Raw genomic sequence first — 21108 nt, forward strand, 5'->3', positions numbered from 1 at the left:
GCATGAAAACGGTGCTGATGAACTCTTTGTGGCTGATGTTGGAACGGATCTCGCTGAGCCTTTCGGGCATTTTTGTTTCGGTCTACGTCGCGCGTTATCTTGGGCCGGCCCAATATGGGCTGATTAGCTATCTGCTGTCGGTGATCGCCATCGGCGTACCACTGGTGCAGTTGGGCGCGGATACCGTGCTATTCAATCGGGTGGCGAAACGCGTGCATAGCGGTATCCGGCTGATGCTGGCTTCAATGCGTATTCGCCGCCAATTATTCGCCGTGATTGCTGTCCCCTTGATGGCTTGGGCGCTGCTGACGCAGGATCGCACCAGCCAGATCATGATGGCCTTGATGTTGGTCAGCGCGTATTTCTCCGTGCAGGACGTGTACAAAATTTATTACGACGCACTGCTGAAATCCAAGTTAAACACCATGATTAACAATGTGGCGCTGCTGCTGTCGATCATCATGCGCCTGGTGTTGGTTAACATGGCACTGCCGCTGGTGTGGTTTGCTGTGCCGTACGTGTTTAGCAGCCTGTTGCCTTATCTGGTGCGCAGCGTGTTGTTTCACCGTTCAAGGCCGCCATTGCGGCCTATTGCTAAACGCCATCAGCGCGGTTACGGGCGCTATCTGTTGAAGGTTGGTCTGCCATTGGCCGTTTCCGGTTTATCGATCGTGATTTATACGCGCATAGATCAGATCATGCTTGGCAACTACCTGGGGGAACATAGCGTTGGTTTATACAGTGCGGCGATTACGCTCAGCCAGGGATGGGTGTTTGTCCCCATGGCGCTCATCACCTCCATGCTGCCAAGCGTGGCCGGCGCGCGCACCCAGCAGTTGAAAGAAGAGCGTATCCGCCTGCTCTATTTGGTGGTGTTGCTGTTATCCGCGCCGGTGATTTTGTTGCTCTCGTTGTTTCCTACGCAGCTGGTGGTGTTGCTGTTTGGCGAAAATTTCCGGGAAACCGCGACGATTCTGGCGCTGTGTTCGGTAACCTCACTGTTTTCCGTCATGGGTACCGTCTCTTATCAGGCGATCGTGCTATTCGGCGGTTACCGATTTATTGCGATAAAAATGCCGCTGGCCGCGCTGGCCAATGTGGTGATGAATATTGTGTTGATCCCGCGCTATGGCATCCATGGCGCGGCCATTTCAACGCTGATAACCGAGTTTGTTTCATTTTTTGTATTTAATGGTTTTTTCAGGCGAGGACAAATAACCAGGTTGCAGATAACTTGCTATCGTTGTTTGCCCCAGTTAATAGAGAGGGTTAGAGAGATTTATGTTAAGTAGCCTAGTACATGGTTTTTATAAATGCATACCCGATGTGATATATCATCAGTTAAAATACGCCATGTTCTTCCACAAAATACCGCATTTATCAAAACCGAAATACTACAGTGAAAAATTGATGCGCAGAAAAGTGTACCCCCGCAGCATCTATACTCAGCTTTCGGATAAATATCAGGTAAGGGATTATATTGCAAAGCTGTGGGGGGAAGAGTACCTGATAGAACTGTATGCGCAGGGAGAGACATTAACCGAAGAGATGTACCGGCGTTTACCCAACGCTTTTGTTATCAAGGCCAACCACGGCAGTGGTTATAATAAACTGGTGTTTGATAAATCCCAAACCAGCTTTAATGAATTACGCGCGCTCACAGAAAGCTGGATAAGGCAGAATTTTTACCAGGTCTATCGGGAACGGCATTATAAAGATATTCCACCGCGCATTTTGGTAGAGAAAATGCTGCTGGAGAAGGGCAAGACACCGAACGATATCAAGATCCACTGCTTTAACCGTGACGGGGAACTCCGCTTTTTTATTCAGATTGATTATCAGCGTTTTATCGATCATCGGCGTGATTTTTTTGATCAGGATTGGAACCGCACGGAAATCCGCATGGGGGTGCCAAACAGCGATGTTCCGATGGCAAAACCGAGCCAACTGCGGCTGATGTTGGCGTTGACGCGCCGGGTGGCTGAGCAGTTTTCGTATGTCAGGGTTGATTTTTATCAGGTGGAAGAGCGGGTTTATTTTGGTGAACTGACTTTTACACCAGGCGCTGGTTTACAAAAACTGCTACCGGCAACCGTTGAGAAAGAGTGGGGAAGCTATTTTTTTGAATAGCTTCGCTTCCGCTGCGCAATCATGACCTTATTAATACGCGATTTAACAATGTGGCGTGCCTAAATAATGCCGGAGTTTTATTTGAGTTGCCGGCGTTTTTGGCCGTTTCACCCGCCGCGCGTAAATAAAAATTATACCTGCACGTCATTAATAAGTGATTGCGCCCAGGGCATTGCCGCTTGCCCGTTTATTAAAAAGAAAATGGCAATGCTCTATCAATGGTGAATAACAGTAGCGATTTTTTAATGCCCGCGCTTTACATACAACATCACTGAAGCCCGGTGCATGACAGGAATCGTTGACGAAGGGGTATGAAGAAAAAATGCAATATCGGAAAGTCGCGATTGTGATTGAAAATATGGCCGGCAAAGGGGGAACCGAGCGTGTAGCCAGCGGTTTAGCCAATGCGCTGGCCGCGCTGCCGGGTTATCAGGTCGATCTGCTGTCCATTTGCGGCGATGGCGCGTTTTATCCGCTTGACCGCCAGGTTAACCTGCATCTGCTGAACGATCGGGCGTTATGGTGGCCGTGGCGGCTGGCACGCTTGCTGCGCCGTGGCCGATACCACGCCATTATCACCGTTTCGATGGGCAAACTTTCGGTCATTATGGCGCCTTATCTGCGCTTGCTGTGCCCGCAAAGCCGCCTGTTGCTCAGTGAACACATCAGCTTCCATCAATACCCATGGTTGATGAAATGGCTCAAGATATTTATCTACCGCCTCAGCGATCGCACCGTGTTATTGACACAAAAGGATTTGCTGAACATCCGCCGCTGGGTACCCGCTCAGAAATGCCTGGTGATTGAAAACGTTTCTCCGTTTCCCATTCAACCCGTCTCACCGGCGCTGCGCCAGCCCATTGCGTTGGCGGTCGGGCGCTTATGCCGGCAAAAGGGATTTGATCGCCTGATCTCTGCCTGGCAGCGCATTGTGCCGCAGGCGCAGGGCTGGCAATTGCATATCGTCGGCGACGGGCCGGAACGTCTGGCGCTGCAACAGCAAATCAATACATTGGGTTTGGCGCAGCAGATCAAACTGTTGCCGGCAACGGCCGATATCGCCAGCCATTATCGCCAGGCCGCCATGCTACTGATGACCTCCCGTTATGAAGGCTTGCCGATGGTACTGATTGAAGCGATGAGTTTTGGTTTGCCGCTGATCGCCTTTGACTGTCAGACCGGGCCTGCCGAACTGATCGACCACGGCAGTAACGGTTATTTGATTGCCAACGGCGATGTTCAGGCCTTCGGCCAACACGTTTTGGCATTGATGGCGGATGCCGCTCTACGGCGCCGCTTTTCCCAACGTTCGCTGGAAAAAGCCGAGCGGTTTATCCCCGAACGTATTTATCCCCAATGGCAGCAGTTAATTGCGTGAGGTTAATATGGAAAGCGTGTCAGTTATCATGCCGGCATACAATGCGGCCAGCTTTATCAAACAGTCGATCCTGGGCGTATTGGCGCAGACCTACCAGGATTATCATTTGTATGTGATCGACGATGCCTCCACCGACAATACCGCGGAAGTGATCAAGCCGTTTATTCACGATCGGCTGACTTATATTCGCAACGATACCAATCAAGGCGTCGCCGAAACGCGGAATATCGCGATTGAGGCGGCGCGCGGCGGCTATATCGCCTTTTGCGACAGCGACGATATCTGGCACAAGAATAAGTTGGCGCGCCAGGTCGGTATTTTGCAGACCGGCCGTTACGATGTCGTGTGTTCGCATTACTACACGTTTGAACAGGATCCACAGCAAATTAAGCACTACCGCGGCGGCCAGGAGATCATCGCCTATCGCGATATGTTAAAAAGCAATTGGATCGGCAACCTGACCGGGATCTATAACCGGCATCGTACCGGTAAGATATTCCAGCGCAAGGTGGGGCACGAAGATTATGTGATGTGGCTGTCCGTGATGGAAAAGGCACGCAATCGCCTTGCCTACTGCGTGCCCGAACCATTAGCGTTTTATCGCCTTTCCGCCCAGTCGTTGTCTGGCAACAAAATCAAAGCGGCGGACTGGCAATGGCAAATTTATCGCCGCCATTTAGGCTTCTCCTACCAAAAATCCTGCTATCTGTTTTGTTCCTATCTGTACAACGCGGCGATGAAAAGGCAATGAGGTATTCAATATTATCAGGTGCTTGCCTGTCGGCCAGCGTATGGCTGGCAGGGCAGGCGTGCGCGGCCGGCTGTGCGGATAACCTGATCGAAAACGGCGGGTTTGAGCTAGGGGAGCAAGGTTGGGCGCTATCAGCCGGTGAAATTATCACCGGCGGCCGCACTGGGCAGGCCAGCCTGCGCTATCAGAATAGCGATGCCGAACGTTACCACACGATGACCCAACAATTGCGCATTAAGCCTGGGCAGGCGCTCGATTTTGGCGTTTGGGTGAATGGCGCTGATTTACAGGGGCACGCCGACGATCGGGGGGCGGGCATTTTCATTGAAAGCTACGATGCGGATGGGCGCTATTTGGCAGGAAGCCATCCGCAGGGCGTGGTCGGCACCGGTGATTGGCGGCTTGTCGCGGGCCGTTTTTTGGTACCAACACGGGCGGCGGAAGTGACGCTCGGCGTCTACTTTCGCCGGGGCACCACAGGGCGTGCAGAATTTGATGATGTCTATGCATGCATGCAACCCACCGCGCCGGTGCTTTATCAGGTGCGGGCAGACGACGCGATGGCGCTGAGTACCGTTTTCGTGCCGGACAAACAACTGGTGCAGGTGGATAGCACATTGCTGGATAGCCGCAGTGAGGCGGTTAAACATGACCGCCGGCATTACCATATAGAAGGGGAACAGCCGGTGGTGTTTGCGCTGCCGGCAACGCTTTCGGCCGGTGAATATCGGCTGCAACAGCAGGTGACTGCGCAAGACTCGCAGCTTAGCCGCTCCAGCGTGATGCCGATCAGCATCAGCAATCGGCTGCCGAAAGTCGCATTGGATGCACAGGGATATACCCTAAAAGACGGTAAGCGTTTTTTCCCGCTTGGGATCTATATGTATGCCGGCATGGCGACCGATGAACATCTGACACGTATTCGTGCGGCGGGTTTTAACACGCTACTGGATTATGACTACGGTGTGAGCAAGGATCCCGCCGGCTATTTCCGCAAGACGCAGCAACATGATTTACAGGTCATTTATTCCGTGAAGGATTTTTATGCCGGCACGCAGTTCGCGCCGGAAACCCGTCTGAGTTATCGGGCGCTGACCGCTGCGTATGTCGAGAAACTCAAACACCAGCCTAATCTGCTGGCCTGGTATATCAACGATGAATTGGGGCCGGAATATGTGCCGCAGATTGAAGCCAAGCATCTGCAGATCAAACAGCGCGATCCCGATCATTTGACGTTTCAGGTCGTGGATCGGGCCGGCGCGTTGGACCACTATTTCAACAGTTCGGATGTGTTGGCCAGCGATCCTTATCCAATAGGGAAAGATAACGATCTCACCCGTACGTTGCTGTATGCACGCCTGACCAAAACGGCTTCTCGGCAAGCCAAGGGGGCGTGGATTGTCACCCAGATCATGGATCACGCGGCGTATAGCCCCGGGCGAAAACCGCATCAACCCAGTGAGGCCGAGATGCGGAATCAGGCCTGGCTGGGGCTGATTGGCGGCGCGAAAGGGATACTTTTTTATTCCTATACCGATCTGTTTTACAAGCGCAACCGGGGAACGTTCCGGCAGCAAGAGTTTGACGGCATTTGGCAGAACGTGGCCAAGGTTGCACAGGAGATCGTCAGTTTTACCCCTTATTTGCTCTCGGGCGAAAGCCTGCTGCTGCATGGCAATAACACGGCCATTCCGGCCCGGCTGTTTATCGACGGTGGCCGCGGGCTGGTGCTGGTGGTTAATCCCTATTACCGGCCGATGTCCGTGCGTTTTGCGCTGCCGGCCGGTTGGCAATGGCAGGAACCACAGGGCGCGGAATTAGCGTTGCCGTCGATGGGCAGTATGGCGTTGTGGGTACAACGTCAAATAACGGAAAAGGATCGCCAGTGAACACGATGACTCTTAGTCTCATCATCCCCGTTTATAAGGTCGCGGATTATATTGAAGCCTGCCTTCACTCGGTGCTCGCCTTATTGCCGGCCTGGGCGGAGGTGATTATCGTTGATGATGGCAGCCCCGATGATTCGATGGCGATCGCCAAACGGGTTCTGGCGCGTTATCCGCAGCGGCAGGGGCAGGTCGTTATGCTGCGCCAAACTAATCAGGGATTGAGTGCGGCACGGAATACCGGGATTGCCCACGCGACCGGGCGCTACATTGGTTTCCTTGATTCGGACGATCTGCTGCTGCCGGATTATTTCACTACGCTTGGGCAGTTACTGGCGGAAAACCCGCAGGCGGAAATTGTGGCGTTCAACGCCAGGCGATTTTCCACTGCAGGAGACGCGAGAGCGGGAAACATCATGCACATTGTGCCTGGCGATGTGAAACCGCCAGACAGCACGGGGCACCAGGCGTTGTTGCAGGAGAGTTTTAATCGCAGCATGTGGTACGCCTGGGCGCGTATTTATCGTGCGACGTTGTTTGACGGCGCGCTTTTCCCTGCCGGGCGCAACTTCGAAGATATTCAATTGATACCGCAACTCTACCTGAAGGCGCGCAGCATCGTCGCTTGCAGTACGCCGCTGGTGGGGTATCGCGTGAATCCTGCGGGCATTACCCGCGCGCCGAAACGGCGTGATTTGGACGATCTGGACTATGCGCTGGGCCAGGCAAATATTGGCCGGCGTAAAGCGCCTGGCAATCATCTGTATTCCATCCTGTTTGTTACTACGCTAAAAGCCCGCCTACTGGTTGGGTTGGATTTTTGTGGCCTGCCCGCCGCACTGCGTGAAACAGCGTTGTTAAGGCGCCAATACGCGCGCCTGCGCGCGGAAGAACAGCGGTTGCTGAGCCGGAAAAACCGGTTGTTCTATCGTAGCCCGTTGGCCTATTACCTGTTGGCCCGCTTGTATAACCGTGGCGGATAAGCGGCAGCGAACAGCGTTGGGGAAGGCACGAACAAAATGATGATTGCGGATGAAAAGATGAGTACCAAAGTTAGTGTGATTATACCCACCTATGGCCGCAGTGAATTACTGATCCGCGCCATTGATAGCGTCCTGGCACAAACCCATGCGCAGGTGGAAGTGATTGTGGTGGATGACAACCCGCCGAGTGAGCCGCAGCGCAAGGCCACCCGCCAGCGCCTGGCGCCTTATATCGGGCAGGGGAAAATAATCTATTATCCACGCCGCCGCAACGGCGGCGGTGCACGCGCACGCAATAGCGGTATTCTGCGTGCGACGGGGGAGTACATTACCTTCCTGGATGATGACGATTACTATCATCCGCAGAAAATTGCCCGCCAGTTGGCCTTTATGCAGACGGGCTGTTACGACGTCAGCCTGTGCGATATGGACATTCTCAAAGACGGGCAGATCAATGCTGAACATTACTACCGGGCGCGCTGCCAGGGACTGCAGGACTTTATGTTGGCCGGCGTCGCTTATACCCCGATGATTATGTTGCGTAGAGAGACGGCGATCCGGGTGCGTGGTTTTTTTAATACCCCACGCTACCAGGACCATATCTTTCTGTATCGTTTATTGGCGGCTGGCGTGCACATTGGGGTATTGCACGAGCGCCTGGCGGTACATAACGATCACGATGGCGAACGTATTACCTATAGCGCGAAAGGCATTGTGGGTTACCAGCACAAGATGTGCTTTGAACGCCGCCTGATGCCGATGATTTCGCCGCAGGCGCGCAAGATCATGCAGTTGCGCCATACCTGTATCCGTTCGCGAATTCTGACCGATAACCACAGCCGTATTAGCGGCATATTGCATGGGATGAAGGGGATTATTTACATCAACAGCGGTTCTGCGGCTGGGGTTTATGTCAAAAATATTCTCCGCAACGCCTTTTTCAAGGGCCTGCCTTTCTGACTGAACCCCTTCGTTTGGCGCCGCCGTGCCAGGGTAAATTCTGTTTCTTTGTCTTGATGGCCGCGGTGCCATCAAGCCGATAGAGAAGATTAATTTAGAGGATATTTATGCGTGTTGAACGCTCGGCAGTGATCGGCAGCGTATTGTTGCTGATCATGCCGCTATTGGCTTTATTACACAGCATTGCCACGTTACGTTCAGGCAATCGGAATTCATCTGCCTATTTCCTTATTGCGGTTTGCTATTTTTTCCTTTTCCTTAAAATACCACCGTTGTCCGATCTTTATCGTCATTATTCTGTTTATGAATCGATCAACTCTGCCACCCATTTGAGCGACATTATGCTGGGTAAAGTGGATTTGATTTTGCATGCCAATATTTATCTTTTTAAAACCCTCGGTGTGCCATTTTATATTATCCCGGCACTGTATGCCGCACTGGGGGTGTATGCTTACCTGAACGCGCTGAACATGGTGTTGCTGGGCAGCGGAAAGGTTTTTTCGCCGCGTCAGTTTGTGTTGTTGCACCTGGCGGTGCTGTTCTTGATCAACCCCTTTATCATTGCCATGGGGCTGCGATTTGGCTTTTCCATCGCGATTATGACCCTTGCCATGGTCATGCTTTGTGAACGGAAGCACCTGCATCTGGCCGTATTTCTTCTGCTATTCGCCATGTTGACGCACTTTTCCAGCATGCTGTTGCTCGGCGTATTTCTCTGCAGCCGGTTCTTTTTACTGAACCGCTTACTCACGGTGGTTTTTAGCGCGTTGGCGTTCTTGAACGCCAAATATGCGCTGCCATTTATCTTGTCGCATATTACTATCTCCGGTATTGATAGCTATTCCAGCGTGTACACTTCGGGTTTATATGCCAGTGAATATCTTACCAGTGGCAATGCGAATGGGATGATTAACTTCCTGATTGTCTTATTCCCGTCGTTATTTCTTGGCGTATATCTTTTGGCTTACCCTATGCGTAACCAACCTGGCGATATTAGGAATTATGCCGCGTGGCTGGTGGTATTTATCTTCCTCTCTTCCAGTTCACTTCAGGCGGCCAGCCGTTACGCCAGTGCCGCATCGATTTTTTTGCTTTTTTATTATATTTCCTACCCTGCTTCATTTATTCGCGGCCGCTTCAATTACTTTTTCCTTTTCCTGATGTTGATGGCAACCGGTTATAACCTGATTGAAAACATCTATGTGCCGCGGCGGCCGATATTGCTTGGGCAGATGTGGGAGTCTCTGTACCACACGCCGTTGTTGAATGTGTTTTATGGCGAAGAGCAATATGAGCGCTACTTAAACCACATCAATCGCGAAAGCGGTGAGTGGATTGGCCATGAAATGGACGGTGCTTAAAACGATAAGGAGCAGACCATGAGCGAAACAGACTTTGTTACGCCGGAAATGTATGGGGTGGGCAACGCCAATGCTAACCGCAAGGCGGTTATATAAAGCCTCCGCATCGCTAACCTTCAGCGCGCCGAATTTTACACCGATGGCGCCCAACTCAAGACTCTGATTAGCGTGCACCCCGCACGCTACCCCTAAATATCCCACGCCGTGTTCCCCGCCGTTCCTCTTGCCGATAATCAATAATTACTCCCGAATTATCAACAGATTAAACAAATACCACCAGGTTATTCTTTGGTGGTATTTGCGCCAGATTCGTCGCTTAACGCGCCTGCTTCCCTTGATCGCAATCAACTGGCCTGCGCCAGCCCGTCAGTAGGCTGGGCGCCAGATCGAGCAATGTTTATACCCGTGTCTTTCATGCTCCGTTGAAAGCCATTGGGTAAACCCATAACGATAAAAACAGTCAGGAGAGGCCCGGATGAGTAAATTTTTAGACCGGTTTCGCTATTTTAAACAATTGGCCGAGCCGTTCTCTGGCGAGCACGGCCAGACGCTGAACACCAACCGCGACTGGGAAGACGGTTACCGTAGCCGCTGGCAACACGATAAAGTGGTGCGTTCTACCCACGGCGTCAATTGCACCGGCTCATGCAGTTGGAAAATCTATGTCAAAAACGGCCTGGTGACCTGGGAAACCCAACAGACCGATTATCCCCGTACCCGCCCCGATTTGCCGAATCATGAACCGCGCGGCTGCCCGCGCGGCGCCAGCTACTCCTGGTATCTTTACAGCGCCAACCGCCTGAAATATCCGCTGATGCGCAAACGCCTGGTTGAACTGTGGCGCGAGGCCAAGGCCCGCCACAGCGATCCGGTTGACGCATGGGCCTCCATCGTCAGCGATCCGCAAAAGGCCGCCAGCTATAAAAGTGCGCGCGGCCGCGGTGGCTTTGTGCGCGCCGACTGGCAGGAAGCGAATGAGCTGATCGCCGCCGCCAACGTTTATACCGCCAAAACCTATGGCCCGGATCGCATTATTGGTTTTTCCCCCATCCCGGCGATGTCGATGGTCTCTTATGCCGCCGGCGCGCGTTATCTGTCGCTGATTGGCGGCGTTTGCCTGAGTTTCTACGACTGGTATTGCGACTTGCCGCCGGCTTCGCCCATGACCTGGGGCGAGCAGACCGACGTGCCCGAATCTGCAGACTGGTACAATTCCTCGTATATCATCGCCTGGGGATCTAACGTGCCGCAGACGCGCACCCCCGACGCGCACTTCTTCACCGAAGTCCGCTACAAAGGCACCAAGACAGTGGCCGTCACGCCGGACTACGCAGAAATCGCCAAGCTGTGCGATCAGTGGCTAAGCCCGAAGCAGGGCACCGACAGTGCGATGGCATTGGCGATGGGCCATGTGATGCTCAGGGAATTCCATCTCGATCGCGAGGTGAGCTATTTCCGCGATTATGTGCGCCGTTACACCGACATGCCGATGTTGGTTTTGCTGGAAACGCGCGAGGGCGGTTACTACGCCGCCGGCCGCATGCTGCGCGCCAGCGATCTGGTGGGCGCTCTGGAGCAGGAAAATAACCCGCAATGGAAAACCGTCGCTATCGACAGCCTAAGCGGTGAACTGGTCGCGCCGCAAGGGGCGATCGGTTTTCGCTGGGGCGAAAAGGGCAAGTGGAACCTGGAACAGCGCGAAGGTGGCCAGCAGCGTGAGATAGCGCTGCAGCTTAGCCTGCTCGGCGCGCACGATGAGGTTGTCGACGTCGGTTTCTCCTACTTTGGCGGCGCGCAAAGCGAACATTTCAACAGCGTGGCGCTTGATGAGATCCTGTTGCACAAACTGCCGATAAAACGCCTGCGGTTGGCGGACGGCAGCGAAGCACGGGTCGCCAGCGTTTACGATCTCACCCTGGCCAACTATGGCTTGGATCGCGGCCTGAACGATGCCAACTGCGCCACCGATTATGACCAGGTGAAGGCCTATACGCCGGCCTGGGCGGAGCAAATCACCGGCGTATCGCGCCACAATATTACCCGTATTGCGCGCGAATTTGCCGAAAATGCCGAGAAAACCCGTGGCCGCTCGATGATTATCGTCGGCGCCGGCATCAACCACTGGTACCACATGGATATGACCTACCGCGGGTTGATCAATATGCTGATCTTCTGCGGTTGCGTGGGACAAAGCGGTGGCGGCTGGGCGCATTACGTCGGCCAGGAGAAGCTGCGCCCGCAAACCGGTTGGCTGCCGCTGGCGTTCGGGCTGGATTGGCAGCGCCCGCCGCGCCATATGAACAGCACCTCGTTTTTCTATAATCATTCCAGCCAGTGGCGCTATGAAACCGTCGGCCCGCAGGAACTGCTGTCGCCGCTGGCGGACAAAAGCCGTTTCAACTGCAGCCTGATCGATCTCAACGTGCGCGCCGAACGCATGGGCTGGCTGCCTTCCGCGCCACAGTTGGGCACCAACCCGCTGCGTATTGCCGCCCAGGCCGCGGCGGCCGGCCAAACGCCGGTGGATTACACCGTTGCCAGCCTGAAGCAAGGTACACTGCGCTTCGCCGCTGAACAGCCGGATAATCCGCAGAACTTCCCACGTAACCTGTTCGTTTGGCGTTCCAACCTGTTGGGATCGTCCGGCAAGGGGCATGAATACATGCTCAAATACCTGCTGGGCACCGAACACGGCATCCAGGGCAAAGATCTGGGGCAGCAGGGCGGTGTTAAACCGCAGGAAGTGGAGTGGCGGGATCAGGGCGGTGAAGGCAAGCTGGATCTGGTGGTCACGTTGGATTTCCGCATGTCCAGCACCTGTCTGTATTCGGATATCGTCTTGCCGACCGCCACCTGGTACGAAAAAGACGATATGAACACCTCGGACATGCATCCGTTTATCCACCCGCTGTCGGCGGCGGTGGATCCTGCCTGGGAATCCAAGAGCGACTGGGAAATTTATAAAGGCATCGCCCGCAAGTTCTCTGAAGTGTGCGTTGGCCATCTGGGGCAGGAAACCGATGTGGTGACGCTGCCGATCCAGCATGACTCCGCCGCTGAAATGGCGCAGCCGTTCGGCGTGCAGGACTGGAAACGGGGCGAATGCGATCTGATCCCAGGCCAAACCGCGCCGCACATCATGCTGGTGGAGCGTGACTACCCGGCGACCTATGAACGCTTTACTGCGCTGGGGCCGCTGCTGGATAAGCTGGGCAACGGCGGCAAGGGCATCGGCTGGAACACCCAGCATGAAGTCGACTTTCTGAAAAAACTCAACTATGTGAAAACCCGCGGCCCGGCGGCCGGCCGGCCAAAGATCGAAAGCGCGATAGATGCGGCAGAAGTGATCCTGTCACTGGCACCGGAAACCAACGGCCAGGTGGCGGTGAAGGCCTGGCAGGCGCTCAGCAATTTGACCGGGCGCGATCACACCCACCTGGCACTGAACAAGGAAGACGAGAAAATCCGTTTTCGCGATATTCAGGCACAACCGCGCAAGATTATCTCCAGCCCCACCTGGTCCGGCCTGGAAGATGAACACGTCTCGTACAACGCCTGCTATACCAACGTGCACGAGCTGATCCCCTGGCGCACCCTGAGCGGCCGTCAGCAACTTTATCAGGATCATGAATGGATGCGGGCGTTCGGTGAGAGCTTGTTGGCCTATCGCCCGCCGATCGACACCCGGGCCGCACAGCCGTTGCTGAACCTAAAGCCCAACGGCAACCCGGAAAAAGCGCTCAACTTCCTGACGCCGCACCAGAAATGGGGGATCCACTCCACCTATAGCGATAACTTGCTGATGCTGACTCTGGCGCGCGGCGGGCCGATTATCTGGCTGAGCGAAGACGACGCCAAGTCCCTGGGCATTGTCGACAATGATTGGATCGAAGCTTTCAACGCCAACGGCGCACTGACGGCGCGCGCGGTCGTCAGCCAGCGTATCCCTTCAGGGATGACCATGATGTACCACGCGCAAGAGCGCATCATGAATATCCCCGGCTCGGAAATTACCAGCCAGCGCGGGGGGATCCACAACTCCGTTACCCGCATCAGCCCGAAACCGACCCATATGATCGGCGGCTACGCCCAACTGGCCTATGGCTTTAACTACTACGGCACCGTAGGTTCCAACCGGGATGAGTTTGTGGTGGTGCGCAAGATGAACCGTATTGACTGGCTGGACGGCGAGGGCAACGACAGCGTGCAGGGCAGCCAACAGGAGAAAGCCAAATGAAAATTCGTTCTCAAATTGGCATGGTGCTGAACCTGGATAAATGTATTGGCTGCCATACCTGCTCGGTCACCTGCAAGAACGTCTGGACCAGCCGCGAAGGGATGGAATACGCCTGGTTCAACAACGTGGAAAGCAAGCCCGGCGTCGGCTACCCGCAGGCCTGGGAAGATCAGGAAAAGTGGAAGGGCGGCTGGATCCGTAAAATCAACGGTAAGCTGGAGCCGCGCATGGGCAACCGCGTCAGCCTACTGTCCAATATTTTCGCCAACCCGGACGTGCCGGCGTTGGACGATTACTATGAGCCGTTCGATTACGATTACCAAAATCTGCAGGCGGCGCCGCAGGGTAAACACCAGCCTATCGCCCGCCCGCGTTCGCTGATCACTGGCAAGCGAATGAACAAGATCGAAAATGGGCCGAACTGGGAGGAGATCCTCGGTGGCGAGTTTGAAAAGCGCGCCAAAGATAAAAACTTCGATCGCATGCAAAAAGCGATGTACGGCCAGTTCGAAAATACCTTCATGCTGTATCTGCCGCGCCTGTGCGAGCACTGCCTTAACCCGGCGTGCGTGGCGACCTGCCCCAGCGGCGCCATTTATAAACGCGGTGAAGACGGCATTGTGCTGATCGATCAGGATAAATGCCGTGGCTGGCGTATGTGCCTGACCGGTTGCCCCTACAAAAAAATCTACTTCAACTGGAAAAGCGGCAAATCCGAGAAGTGCATCTTCTGTTACCCGCGCATTGAATCCGGCCAGCCGACGGTATGTTCGGAAACCTGCGTGGGGCGCATCCGCTACCTGGGCGTGCTGTTGTACGACGCCGATCGCATCGAGCAGGCCGCGCTGGCGGAAAACGCTCAGGATCTGTATCGCAGCCAACTGGATATCTTTTTGGATCCCAACGATCCGGCGGTCATCGCCCAGGCGCTGCAAGATGGGGTGCCGCAAGGGGTGATCGACGCAGCGCAACAGTCGCCGGTGTACAAAATGGCGGTCGACTGGAAGCTGGCGCTGCCGCTGCACCCGGAATACCGCACCCTGCCGATGGTGTGGTATGTGCCGCCACTGTCGCCGATCCAGTCCGCTGCGGATGCCGGCGCGCTGGCGCACAGCGGGGTATTGCCGGATGTCGAAAGCCTGCGTATTCCGGTGCAGTATCTGGCCAACCTGCTAACCGCAGGCGACCCGGAGCCGGTGCTGCTGGCATTGAAACGCATGCTGGCGATGCGCCATTACAAACGTGCCGAGAGCGTTGACGGGCAGGTGGATACCCGCGCGCTGGAACAGGTGGGGCTAACCGAAGCCCAGGCGCAGGAAATGTACCGCTACCTGGCGATCGCGAACTATGAAGACCGTTTCGTGATCCCTTCCAGCCACCGCGAACTGGCGCGCGAGGCCTTCCCGGAAAGCAAAGGCTGCGGTTTTAGCTTTGGCGATGGGTGCCACGGCAGCGACAGTAAATTCAACCTGTTTAACAGCCGCCGGATTGATGCCATCGACGTGACGGCGAAAACGCCGCGCCGGGAGGACGTATCATGATGGCCCTGCGCGTGATAGCACGCCTGTTGGATTATCCGGATCCGGAGCTGTTCGCGCACCAGTCGGCGTTGATCGCGGCACTGGAAAGCGCCGCTGAACTGGAGCCGCACCATCGCACGCAACTGAGGGGCTTTATCCAGTGCTTTTGCGCCCGCCCGCTATTGGACGTGCAGGCGGAATACTGCGAACTGTTCGATCGTGGGCGCGCCACCTCACTGCTGCTGTTTGAACACGTGCACGGGGAATCCCGCGATCGCGGTCAGGCGATGGTCGATCTGATGGCCCAGTATCGCCGGGCCGGGTTGGAAATCGACAGCCGTGAACTGCCGGACTTTTTACCGATGTACCTGGAATATCTGGCCAGCGGCAGCCCGGCGCAGGCGCGCAGTGGGCTACAGGACGTGGCGCCCATTCTGGCGCTGCTGGGCGAGCGGCTCAACAACCGCCAGAGCGCCTACAGCGTGCTGTTCGATATCCTGCTGGCGCTGTCCGGCAGCGGCATACAAGCCGCAGCGTTGCAGCAGCAAGTGGCCGCTGAAGCCCGCGATGATACGCCGCAGGCGCTGGACGCGGTGTGGGAAGAGGAACAGGTCAAGTTCCTTGGGGAACAAGGGTGCGCATCTGCCCAGCAGGCGGCGCATCAACGCCGCCATGCGCACGCAGTGGCGCCACAGTATCTGGACGTGGCGCAGGCCATGCCGGGTAGAAAAGGGGGCTAATATGCAATTTTTAAATCTTTTCTTCTTTGATATTTACCCGTATCTGGCGGGGGCGGTGTTCCTGATCGGCAGTTGGCTGCGCTATGACTACGGCCAGTACAGCTGGCGCGCCGGCTCCAGCCAAATGCTGGACAAGAAAGGGATGCGGTTGGCCTCTAACCTGTTCCATATCGGCATTATCGGCATCTTCACCGGGCACTTTTTCGGCATGCTGACGCCGCACTGGATGTATGAAGCCTTCTTGCCGATTGCCGTGAAGCAAAAACTGGCGATGATCGGTGGCGGCGCCTGTGGGGTGATGATGCTGATTGGCGGCGTGATGCTGCTAAAACGCCGGCTGACCAATCCGCGCGTGCGGGCCACCAGCAGCGTGGGCGATATCCTTATTCTGACGTTGCTGGTGGTGCAGGTGGCGTTTGGCCTGTTGACGATTCCGTTTTCTGCCCAGCACATGGACGGTAGCGAGATGCTCAAGCTGGTCGCCTGGGCCCAGGCGGTGGTGACCTTCCAGGCGGGGGCGGCGCAGCATTTGGATGGCGTGGCGCTGGTTTTCAAGATCCACATGGTGCTGGGGATGACGCTGTTTATCCTGTTCCCTTTCTGCCGCCTGGTGCATATCTGGAGTGCGCCGGTGGAATACCTCACCCGCCGTTATCAACTGGTGCGTAACCGCCGCTAAATCATCGGCCCCGTCGCCTGGCGGGGCCGATGGCCTACCTTTCTGCCGTGTTTCCCGTTTTGCCCCTGAATGGTGCGATTGCATTGCGCTATTTTGGTGCATTGCTGCACCAAAATGGTTTGCTGCGCCGTTGTTGAACAGCGCTGGGAAATTCTTTCAATACTGCAACCGCGAAAAAATACGTTTTTTGCTGATTGAATAGTTTTTTGGTGGCAGTGATGATTCTCCGGCTTATTTTTACGATTATTCAGTACGAATGCATAAAAAATGCATAATTATTCATTATAACTTGTTGTTTTAAAGGAAAAATTTAAGAAATTGGCGTTTTTTGCCATTCTGGCACGATAGCTGCTCTACACTCTTTATCAATTAATAAGTGTTGTTATGCACGCCTTGATATTTGTCTGCATTATTACCTGTTTATAGTGAAATATAGGGCTATACACCATTTTTTTATGATGATTTTGCACGCAATTTCCGGCGATGAGGCGAATTATCGCCACGATGAAAGAAAGCCTGCCGCGGGATATTTTTGTTTTATCGCACAATATCCGCTATGGCGCCGGCGCGTACGATCAAATTCAGCATTTCTAAGATGTGAGGTCACGAATGGAACAGCCAATTGCAGTTACCCGCCAGTCTTTTGACGACTGGATGGTGCCGGTTTATGCGCCTGCCGATTTTATCCTGGTGCGCGGGGAAGGATCGCAACTTTGGGATCAGCAGGGTAAATCCTATATTGATTTTGCCGGCGGTATCGCGGTCAATGCGCTGGGGCATGCTCACCCGGCCGTCACGGCGGCATTGGCTGAACAGGCGGGGAAACTCTGGCATTTGGGCAATGGCTACACCAATGAGCCGGTGCTGCGCCTGGCAAAAAAACTGATCGACGCCACGTTCGCCGACAAAGTCTTTTTTTGTAACTCCGGTGCGGAAGCTAACGAAGCCGCATTGAAGCTGGCGCGCAAGTATGCACTGGAACAGGGCAACACGGCGAAAAACCAAATCGTCGCTTTTAACAATGCGTTTCATGGCCGCACGCTGTTTACCGTTTCTGTCGGCGGGCAGCCTAAATATTCGCAGGACTTCGCGCCGCTGCCCGGCGGCATCACCCACGCACCGTTTAACGATCTGGCGGCGGCGGCCGAAACGATCGGCGATCAGACTTGTGCGGTGATCGTCGAGCCGATCCAGGGCGAGGGCGGCGTGCTGCCGGCGGATCCGGCCTTCCTGCAGGGCCTGCGCGAGCTGTGCGATCGCCATGGCGCGTTGTTGATTTTTGATGAAGTGCAAACGGGCGTCGGCCGCACCGGCGATTTGTATGCCTACATGCATTACGGCGTGGTGCCGGACGTGCTGACAACCGCTAAAGCGCTCGGCGCCGGCTTCCCGATTGGCGCGATGCTGACCACCAACAAACTGGCGCCCACCTTTGGCGTGGGCAGCCACGGCACCACCTACGGCGGCAACCCGTTGGCAACGGCGGTGGCGGGCACGGTGTTTTCCATCATCAATACCCCTCAGGTGCTGGACGGCGTAAAACAACGCCATGAATGGTTCACCACCGGGCTGAATGCCATTAATGAGCAATACGGCATTTTTGCCGAGATCCGCGGTAAAGGGCTGCTGATTGGCTGCGAACTGGCCCCGGCGTTTGCAGGCAAGGCAAAACAGCTCACCCGGCTGGCTAATGAAGAAGGGGTGATTGCGCTGATAGCCGGCCCGAATGTAGTGCGCTTTACCCCTTCGCTGATTATTCCGCAGCAGGATGTGGTTGAAGGTTTAGCGCGTTTTGCCCGTGCTGTGGCACGCCTTTGTTGATGAAAACGCGGCCGTGCCCAGCAGGGCGGCCGCATGTAAGTTGAGGGTCGCATTATGATGATTATTCGCCCAGTCGAACGCCGGGATTTAACCGATTTGCTGGCGCTGGCCGGTAAAGGCGGCGTTGGCCTGACTTCCTTGCCGCAAGATGAAGAAACCCTGTCGGCGCGCATCGAACGGGCGCTGCAAACCTGGCAAGGCGAACTTCCACGCGCGGAGCAGTGCTACCTGTTCGTGCTGGAAGATACCGAATGTCAGCGAGTGGTGGGGATTAGCGCCCTTGAAGTGGCGGTGGGGCTGACCGAGCCCTGGTACAGCTTCCGGGTGGGCACCCAAGTGCATGCCTCAAAGCAGTTAGGCGTCTATAAATCGGTGCCGACGCTGTTTTTAAGCAACGACCATACCGGCCATTCGGAGCTGTGCACGCTGTTTCTCGATCCAGGCTATCGCCACGGCAGCAACGGCAAGCTGCTCTCTAAAGTGCGCTTTATGTTTATGGCCGCCTTTCGCGAGCATTTTTCACAGAAAGTGATCGCCGAGATGCGCGGCTTTTCCGATGAAAGCGGCCGTTCGCCGTTTTGGGAAAGCATGGGCCGCCATTTCTTCTCGATTGAATTCGCCCAGGCCGACTACCTGAGCGGCACCGGGCAAAAGGCGTTTATCGCCGAACTGATGCCAAAGCACCCGCTGTATCTGGATTTCCTGGCCGAGGACGCGCAAAAAGCGGTGGGGCAGGTGCACCCGCATACGGCGCCGGCCCGCCGCTTACTGGAGACGGAAGGGCTGCGCTATCAGGGCTATGTGGATATTTTCGACGGCGGGCCGACGCTCGAAGCCGAGATTGACGAGATCCGCGCGGTGAAAGACAGCCAACGGCTGGAAACCGCGATAGCCGCCGAGCCGGCACGCCCCGATGCGCCGGTTTATCTGGTGAGCAACGATCGCTATCAGGATTATCGCGCCCTGTTGGTGCGGGCCGATCGGGATGGCGATCGGCTGTTGGTCGGCACGGATACCGCGGCAATGCTCGGCATCGAGCCTGGTGAGCCGGTGCGAGTGCTCCCCCTTATTCCACAGGAGAAAGCGTAATGTCACACCCTGGGTTGTTAATTAATGGCGCCTGGCTGCCAGGCCACGCCGCTGCATTTGCTAAACATGATCCCGTCAGCGGCCAACGGTTGTGGCAGGCCAACGCTGCGGATGCGGATGACGTCGCAGCGGCGTGCGCTGCGGCTCGTCGCGCATTTCCCGCCTGGGCGCGCACGCCTTTTGAGCAGCGTGAGCAGCAGGTAAAACGCTTCGCCGAACTGTTGGAACAGCATAAATCCGCGTTGGCGGAAGTGATTAGCCGCGAAACCGGCAAGCCGCGTTGGGAAACGCTGACCGAAGTTCAGGCTATGATCGGTAAAGTCGGCATCTCCCTGCGGGCTTACCAGGCCCGCACCGGTGAGAGCCATACGGCAATGCCGGACGGCGCGGCGGTGTTGCGCCATCGCCCGCACGGCGTGATGGCGGTGTTCGGGCCGTACAATTTCCCAGGCCATTTGCCGAATGGGCATATTGTCCCGGCACTGCTGGCCGGGAATACCGTGGTGTTTAAGCCCAGTGAGTTAACGCCGCACACTGCGGAGGAAACACTCAAACTGTGGCAACAGGCCGGCCTGCCGGATGGCGTGATTAATCTGGTACAGGGCGGGCGAGCAACCGGCGAGGCGCTGGCTGCCAGCCCGGACATCGACGGCCTGTTATTCACCGGCAGCGCAGGCACCGGTTACCACCTGCACCGCCAGTTGGCCGGGCAACCGGAGAAGATCCTGGCACTGGAAATGGGCGGCAACAACGCGCTGATCGTCGATCAGGCGCAGGATCTGGACGCCGCGGTGAACCTGGCGATCCAGTCGGCGTTTATTTCCGCCGGCCAACGCTGCACCTGCGCCCGGCGCATTCTGGTGAAGCGTGGCGCACTGGGGGATGCCTTCATTGCACGCCTGGTGCAGGTGGCGGCGGGGCTGCGTATTGGCCGCTGGGATGACGAGCCCCAGCCGTTTATGGGCGGCGTTATCTCCCTGCCGGCGGTTGAAAATCTGTTGGCGGCGCAGCAGCGCCTGTTGGCGTTGGGCGGTAACGCGCTGTTGGCGATGCGGCAATTGGCCGACAACAGTTCGCTTCTCAGCGCCGGTATCATTGACGTGACCGGGGTGCCGGACCTGCCGGACGAAGAGTATTTCGGGCCGTTGACCACCATTATCCGCTACGACGATTTTGATCAGGCGCTGCAGATTGCCAACCACACGCGCTATGGCCTGTCGGTCGGGCTGGTGTCGCCGGAGCGGGCATTGTTCGAGCGTTTGCTGATTGAAGCGCGCGCCGGCATTGTCAACTGGAACAAACCGTTGACCGGGGCCTCCAGCGCCGCGCCGTTCGGCGGCGTGGGCGCCTCCGGCAACCATCGCCCCAGTGCGTATTACGCGGCGGATTATTGCGCCTGGCCGATGGCTTCGCTGGAAAGCGAGAGCCTGGCATTGCCGGCCAGTTTGCTGCCCGGCGTGTCGTTCGATTGAGACGCCATTGTATTGTTCGCACCGGGCTGGGGGTTACCAGCCCGAAAGCCATCAAATAAGCCGGCGGCCGGCAGCAGCAGTTGCTGGCGCCGCAGGAGAAG

Annotated in this window: 15 protein-coding genes; all 15 read left to right on the plus strand. The window is 55.9% G+C overall.

Features of this window, described 5'->3' with window-relative positions:
* The first annotated feature begins 2 nt into the window (after positions 1–2).
* The 15 genes from AC559G_RS16275 to astD all read left to right on the plus strand — a co-directional run bounded on the left by AC559G_RS16275 (position 3) and on the right by astD (position 21007).
* Positions 3–1292, plus strand: coding sequence for a flippase (locus AC559G_RS16275; RefSeq protein ID WP_498913265.1), 1290 nt, complete (start codon positions 3–5; stop codon positions 1290–1292).
* Positions 1282–2130 (plus strand): ATP-grasp fold amidoligase family protein, encoded by an 849-nt coding sequence (locus AC559G_RS16280; protein ID WP_438597191.1) that lies wholly within the window; start codon positions 1282–1284, stop codon positions 2128–2130. Before AC559G_RS16275 ends, AC559G_RS16280 begins: the two co-directional genes overlap by 11 nt.
* Before the next feature lie 322 nt (positions 2131–2452).
* Complete coding sequence (locus AC559G_RS16285) at positions 2453–3508, plus strand: glycosyltransferase family 4 protein (RefSeq protein ID WP_498913266.1); 1056 nt, start codon at positions 2453–2455, stop codon at positions 3506–3508.
* A gap of 7 nt (positions 3509–3515) precedes the next feature.
* Complete coding sequence (locus AC559G_RS16290; protein ID WP_438597193.1) at positions 3516–4259, plus strand: glycosyltransferase family 2 protein; 744 nt, start codon at positions 3516–3518, stop codon at positions 4257–4259.
* Positions 4256–6148, plus strand: a complete 1893-nt coding sequence (locus AC559G_RS16295; protein ID WP_498913267.1) for a carbohydrate binding domain-containing protein — start codon at positions 4256–4258, stop codon at positions 6146–6148. Before AC559G_RS16290 ends, AC559G_RS16295 begins: the two co-directional genes overlap by 4 nt.
* A 5-nt stretch (positions 6149–6153) precedes the next feature.
* Positions 6154–7128: a glycosyltransferase gene (locus AC559G_RS16300; RefSeq protein ID WP_498913649.1), complete on the plus strand. Its 975-nt coding sequence runs from the start codon at positions 6154–6156 to the stop codon at positions 7126–7128.
* Between the two features lie 57 nt (positions 7129–7185).
* Positions 7186–8088: a glycosyltransferase family 2 protein gene (locus AC559G_RS16305; RefSeq protein ID WP_498913268.1), complete on the plus strand. Its 903-nt coding sequence runs from the start codon at positions 7186–7188 to the stop codon at positions 8086–8088.
* A gap of 143 nt (positions 8089–8231) precedes the next feature.
* The gene (locus AC559G_RS16310) at positions 8232–9449 is read left to right on the plus strand and encodes an EpsG family protein (protein WP_498913269.1); all 1218 of its coding nucleotides are present in this window, start codon (positions 8232–8234) and stop codon (positions 9447–9449) included.
* A gap of 475 nt (positions 9450–9924) precedes the next feature.
* Positions 9925–13686: a nitrate reductase subunit alpha gene (locus AC559G_RS16315; protein WP_498913270.1), complete on the plus strand. Its 3762-nt coding sequence runs from the start codon at positions 9925–9927 to the stop codon at positions 13684–13686.
* On the plus strand, positions 13683–15227 hold the full coding sequence (gene narH, locus AC559G_RS16320; protein ID WP_498913271.1) for a nitrate reductase subunit beta: 1545 nt from the start codon (positions 13683–13685) through the stop codon (positions 15225–15227). The genes AC559G_RS16315 and narH overlap by 4 nt, the downstream gene beginning before the upstream one ends.
* Positions 15224–15946 carry a molecular chaperone TorD family protein gene (gene narJ, locus AC559G_RS16325; protein ID WP_498913272.1) on the plus strand — a complete coding sequence of 241 codons (723 nt, stop codon included), beginning with the start codon at positions 15224–15226 and terminating at the stop codon, positions 15944–15946. Before narH ends, narJ begins: the two co-directional genes overlap by 4 nt.
* A 1-nt stretch (position 15947) precedes the next feature.
* Positions 15948–16625: a respiratory nitrate reductase subunit gamma gene (gene narI, locus AC559G_RS16330; RefSeq protein ID WP_498913273.1), complete on the plus strand. Its 678-nt coding sequence runs from the start codon at positions 15948–15950 to the stop codon at positions 16623–16625.
* Between the two features lie 609 nt (positions 16626–17234).
* On the plus strand, positions 17235–18446 hold the full coding sequence (locus AC559G_RS16335; protein ID WP_498913274.1) for an aspartate aminotransferase family protein: 1212 nt from the start codon (positions 17235–17237) through the stop codon (positions 18444–18446).
* A gap of 54 nt (positions 18447–18500) precedes the next feature.
* The gene (gene astA, locus AC559G_RS16340; RefSeq protein WP_498913275.1) at positions 18501–19535 is read left to right on the plus strand and encodes an arginine N-succinyltransferase; all 1035 of its coding nucleotides are present in this window, start codon (positions 18501–18503) and stop codon (positions 19533–19535) included.
* Complete coding sequence (gene astD, locus AC559G_RS16345) at positions 19535–21007, plus strand: succinylglutamate-semialdehyde dehydrogenase (RefSeq protein ID WP_498913276.1); 1473 nt, start codon at positions 19535–19537, stop codon at positions 21005–21007. The genes astA and astD overlap by 1 nt, the downstream gene beginning before the upstream one ends.
* Positions 21008–21108 lie beyond the last annotated feature (101 nt).

The organism is Gibbsiella greigii (assembly GCF_039540155.1).
Taxonomy (GTDB): Bacteria; Pseudomonadota; Gammaproteobacteria; order Enterobacterales; family Enterobacteriaceae; genus Gibbsiella; species Gibbsiella quercinecans.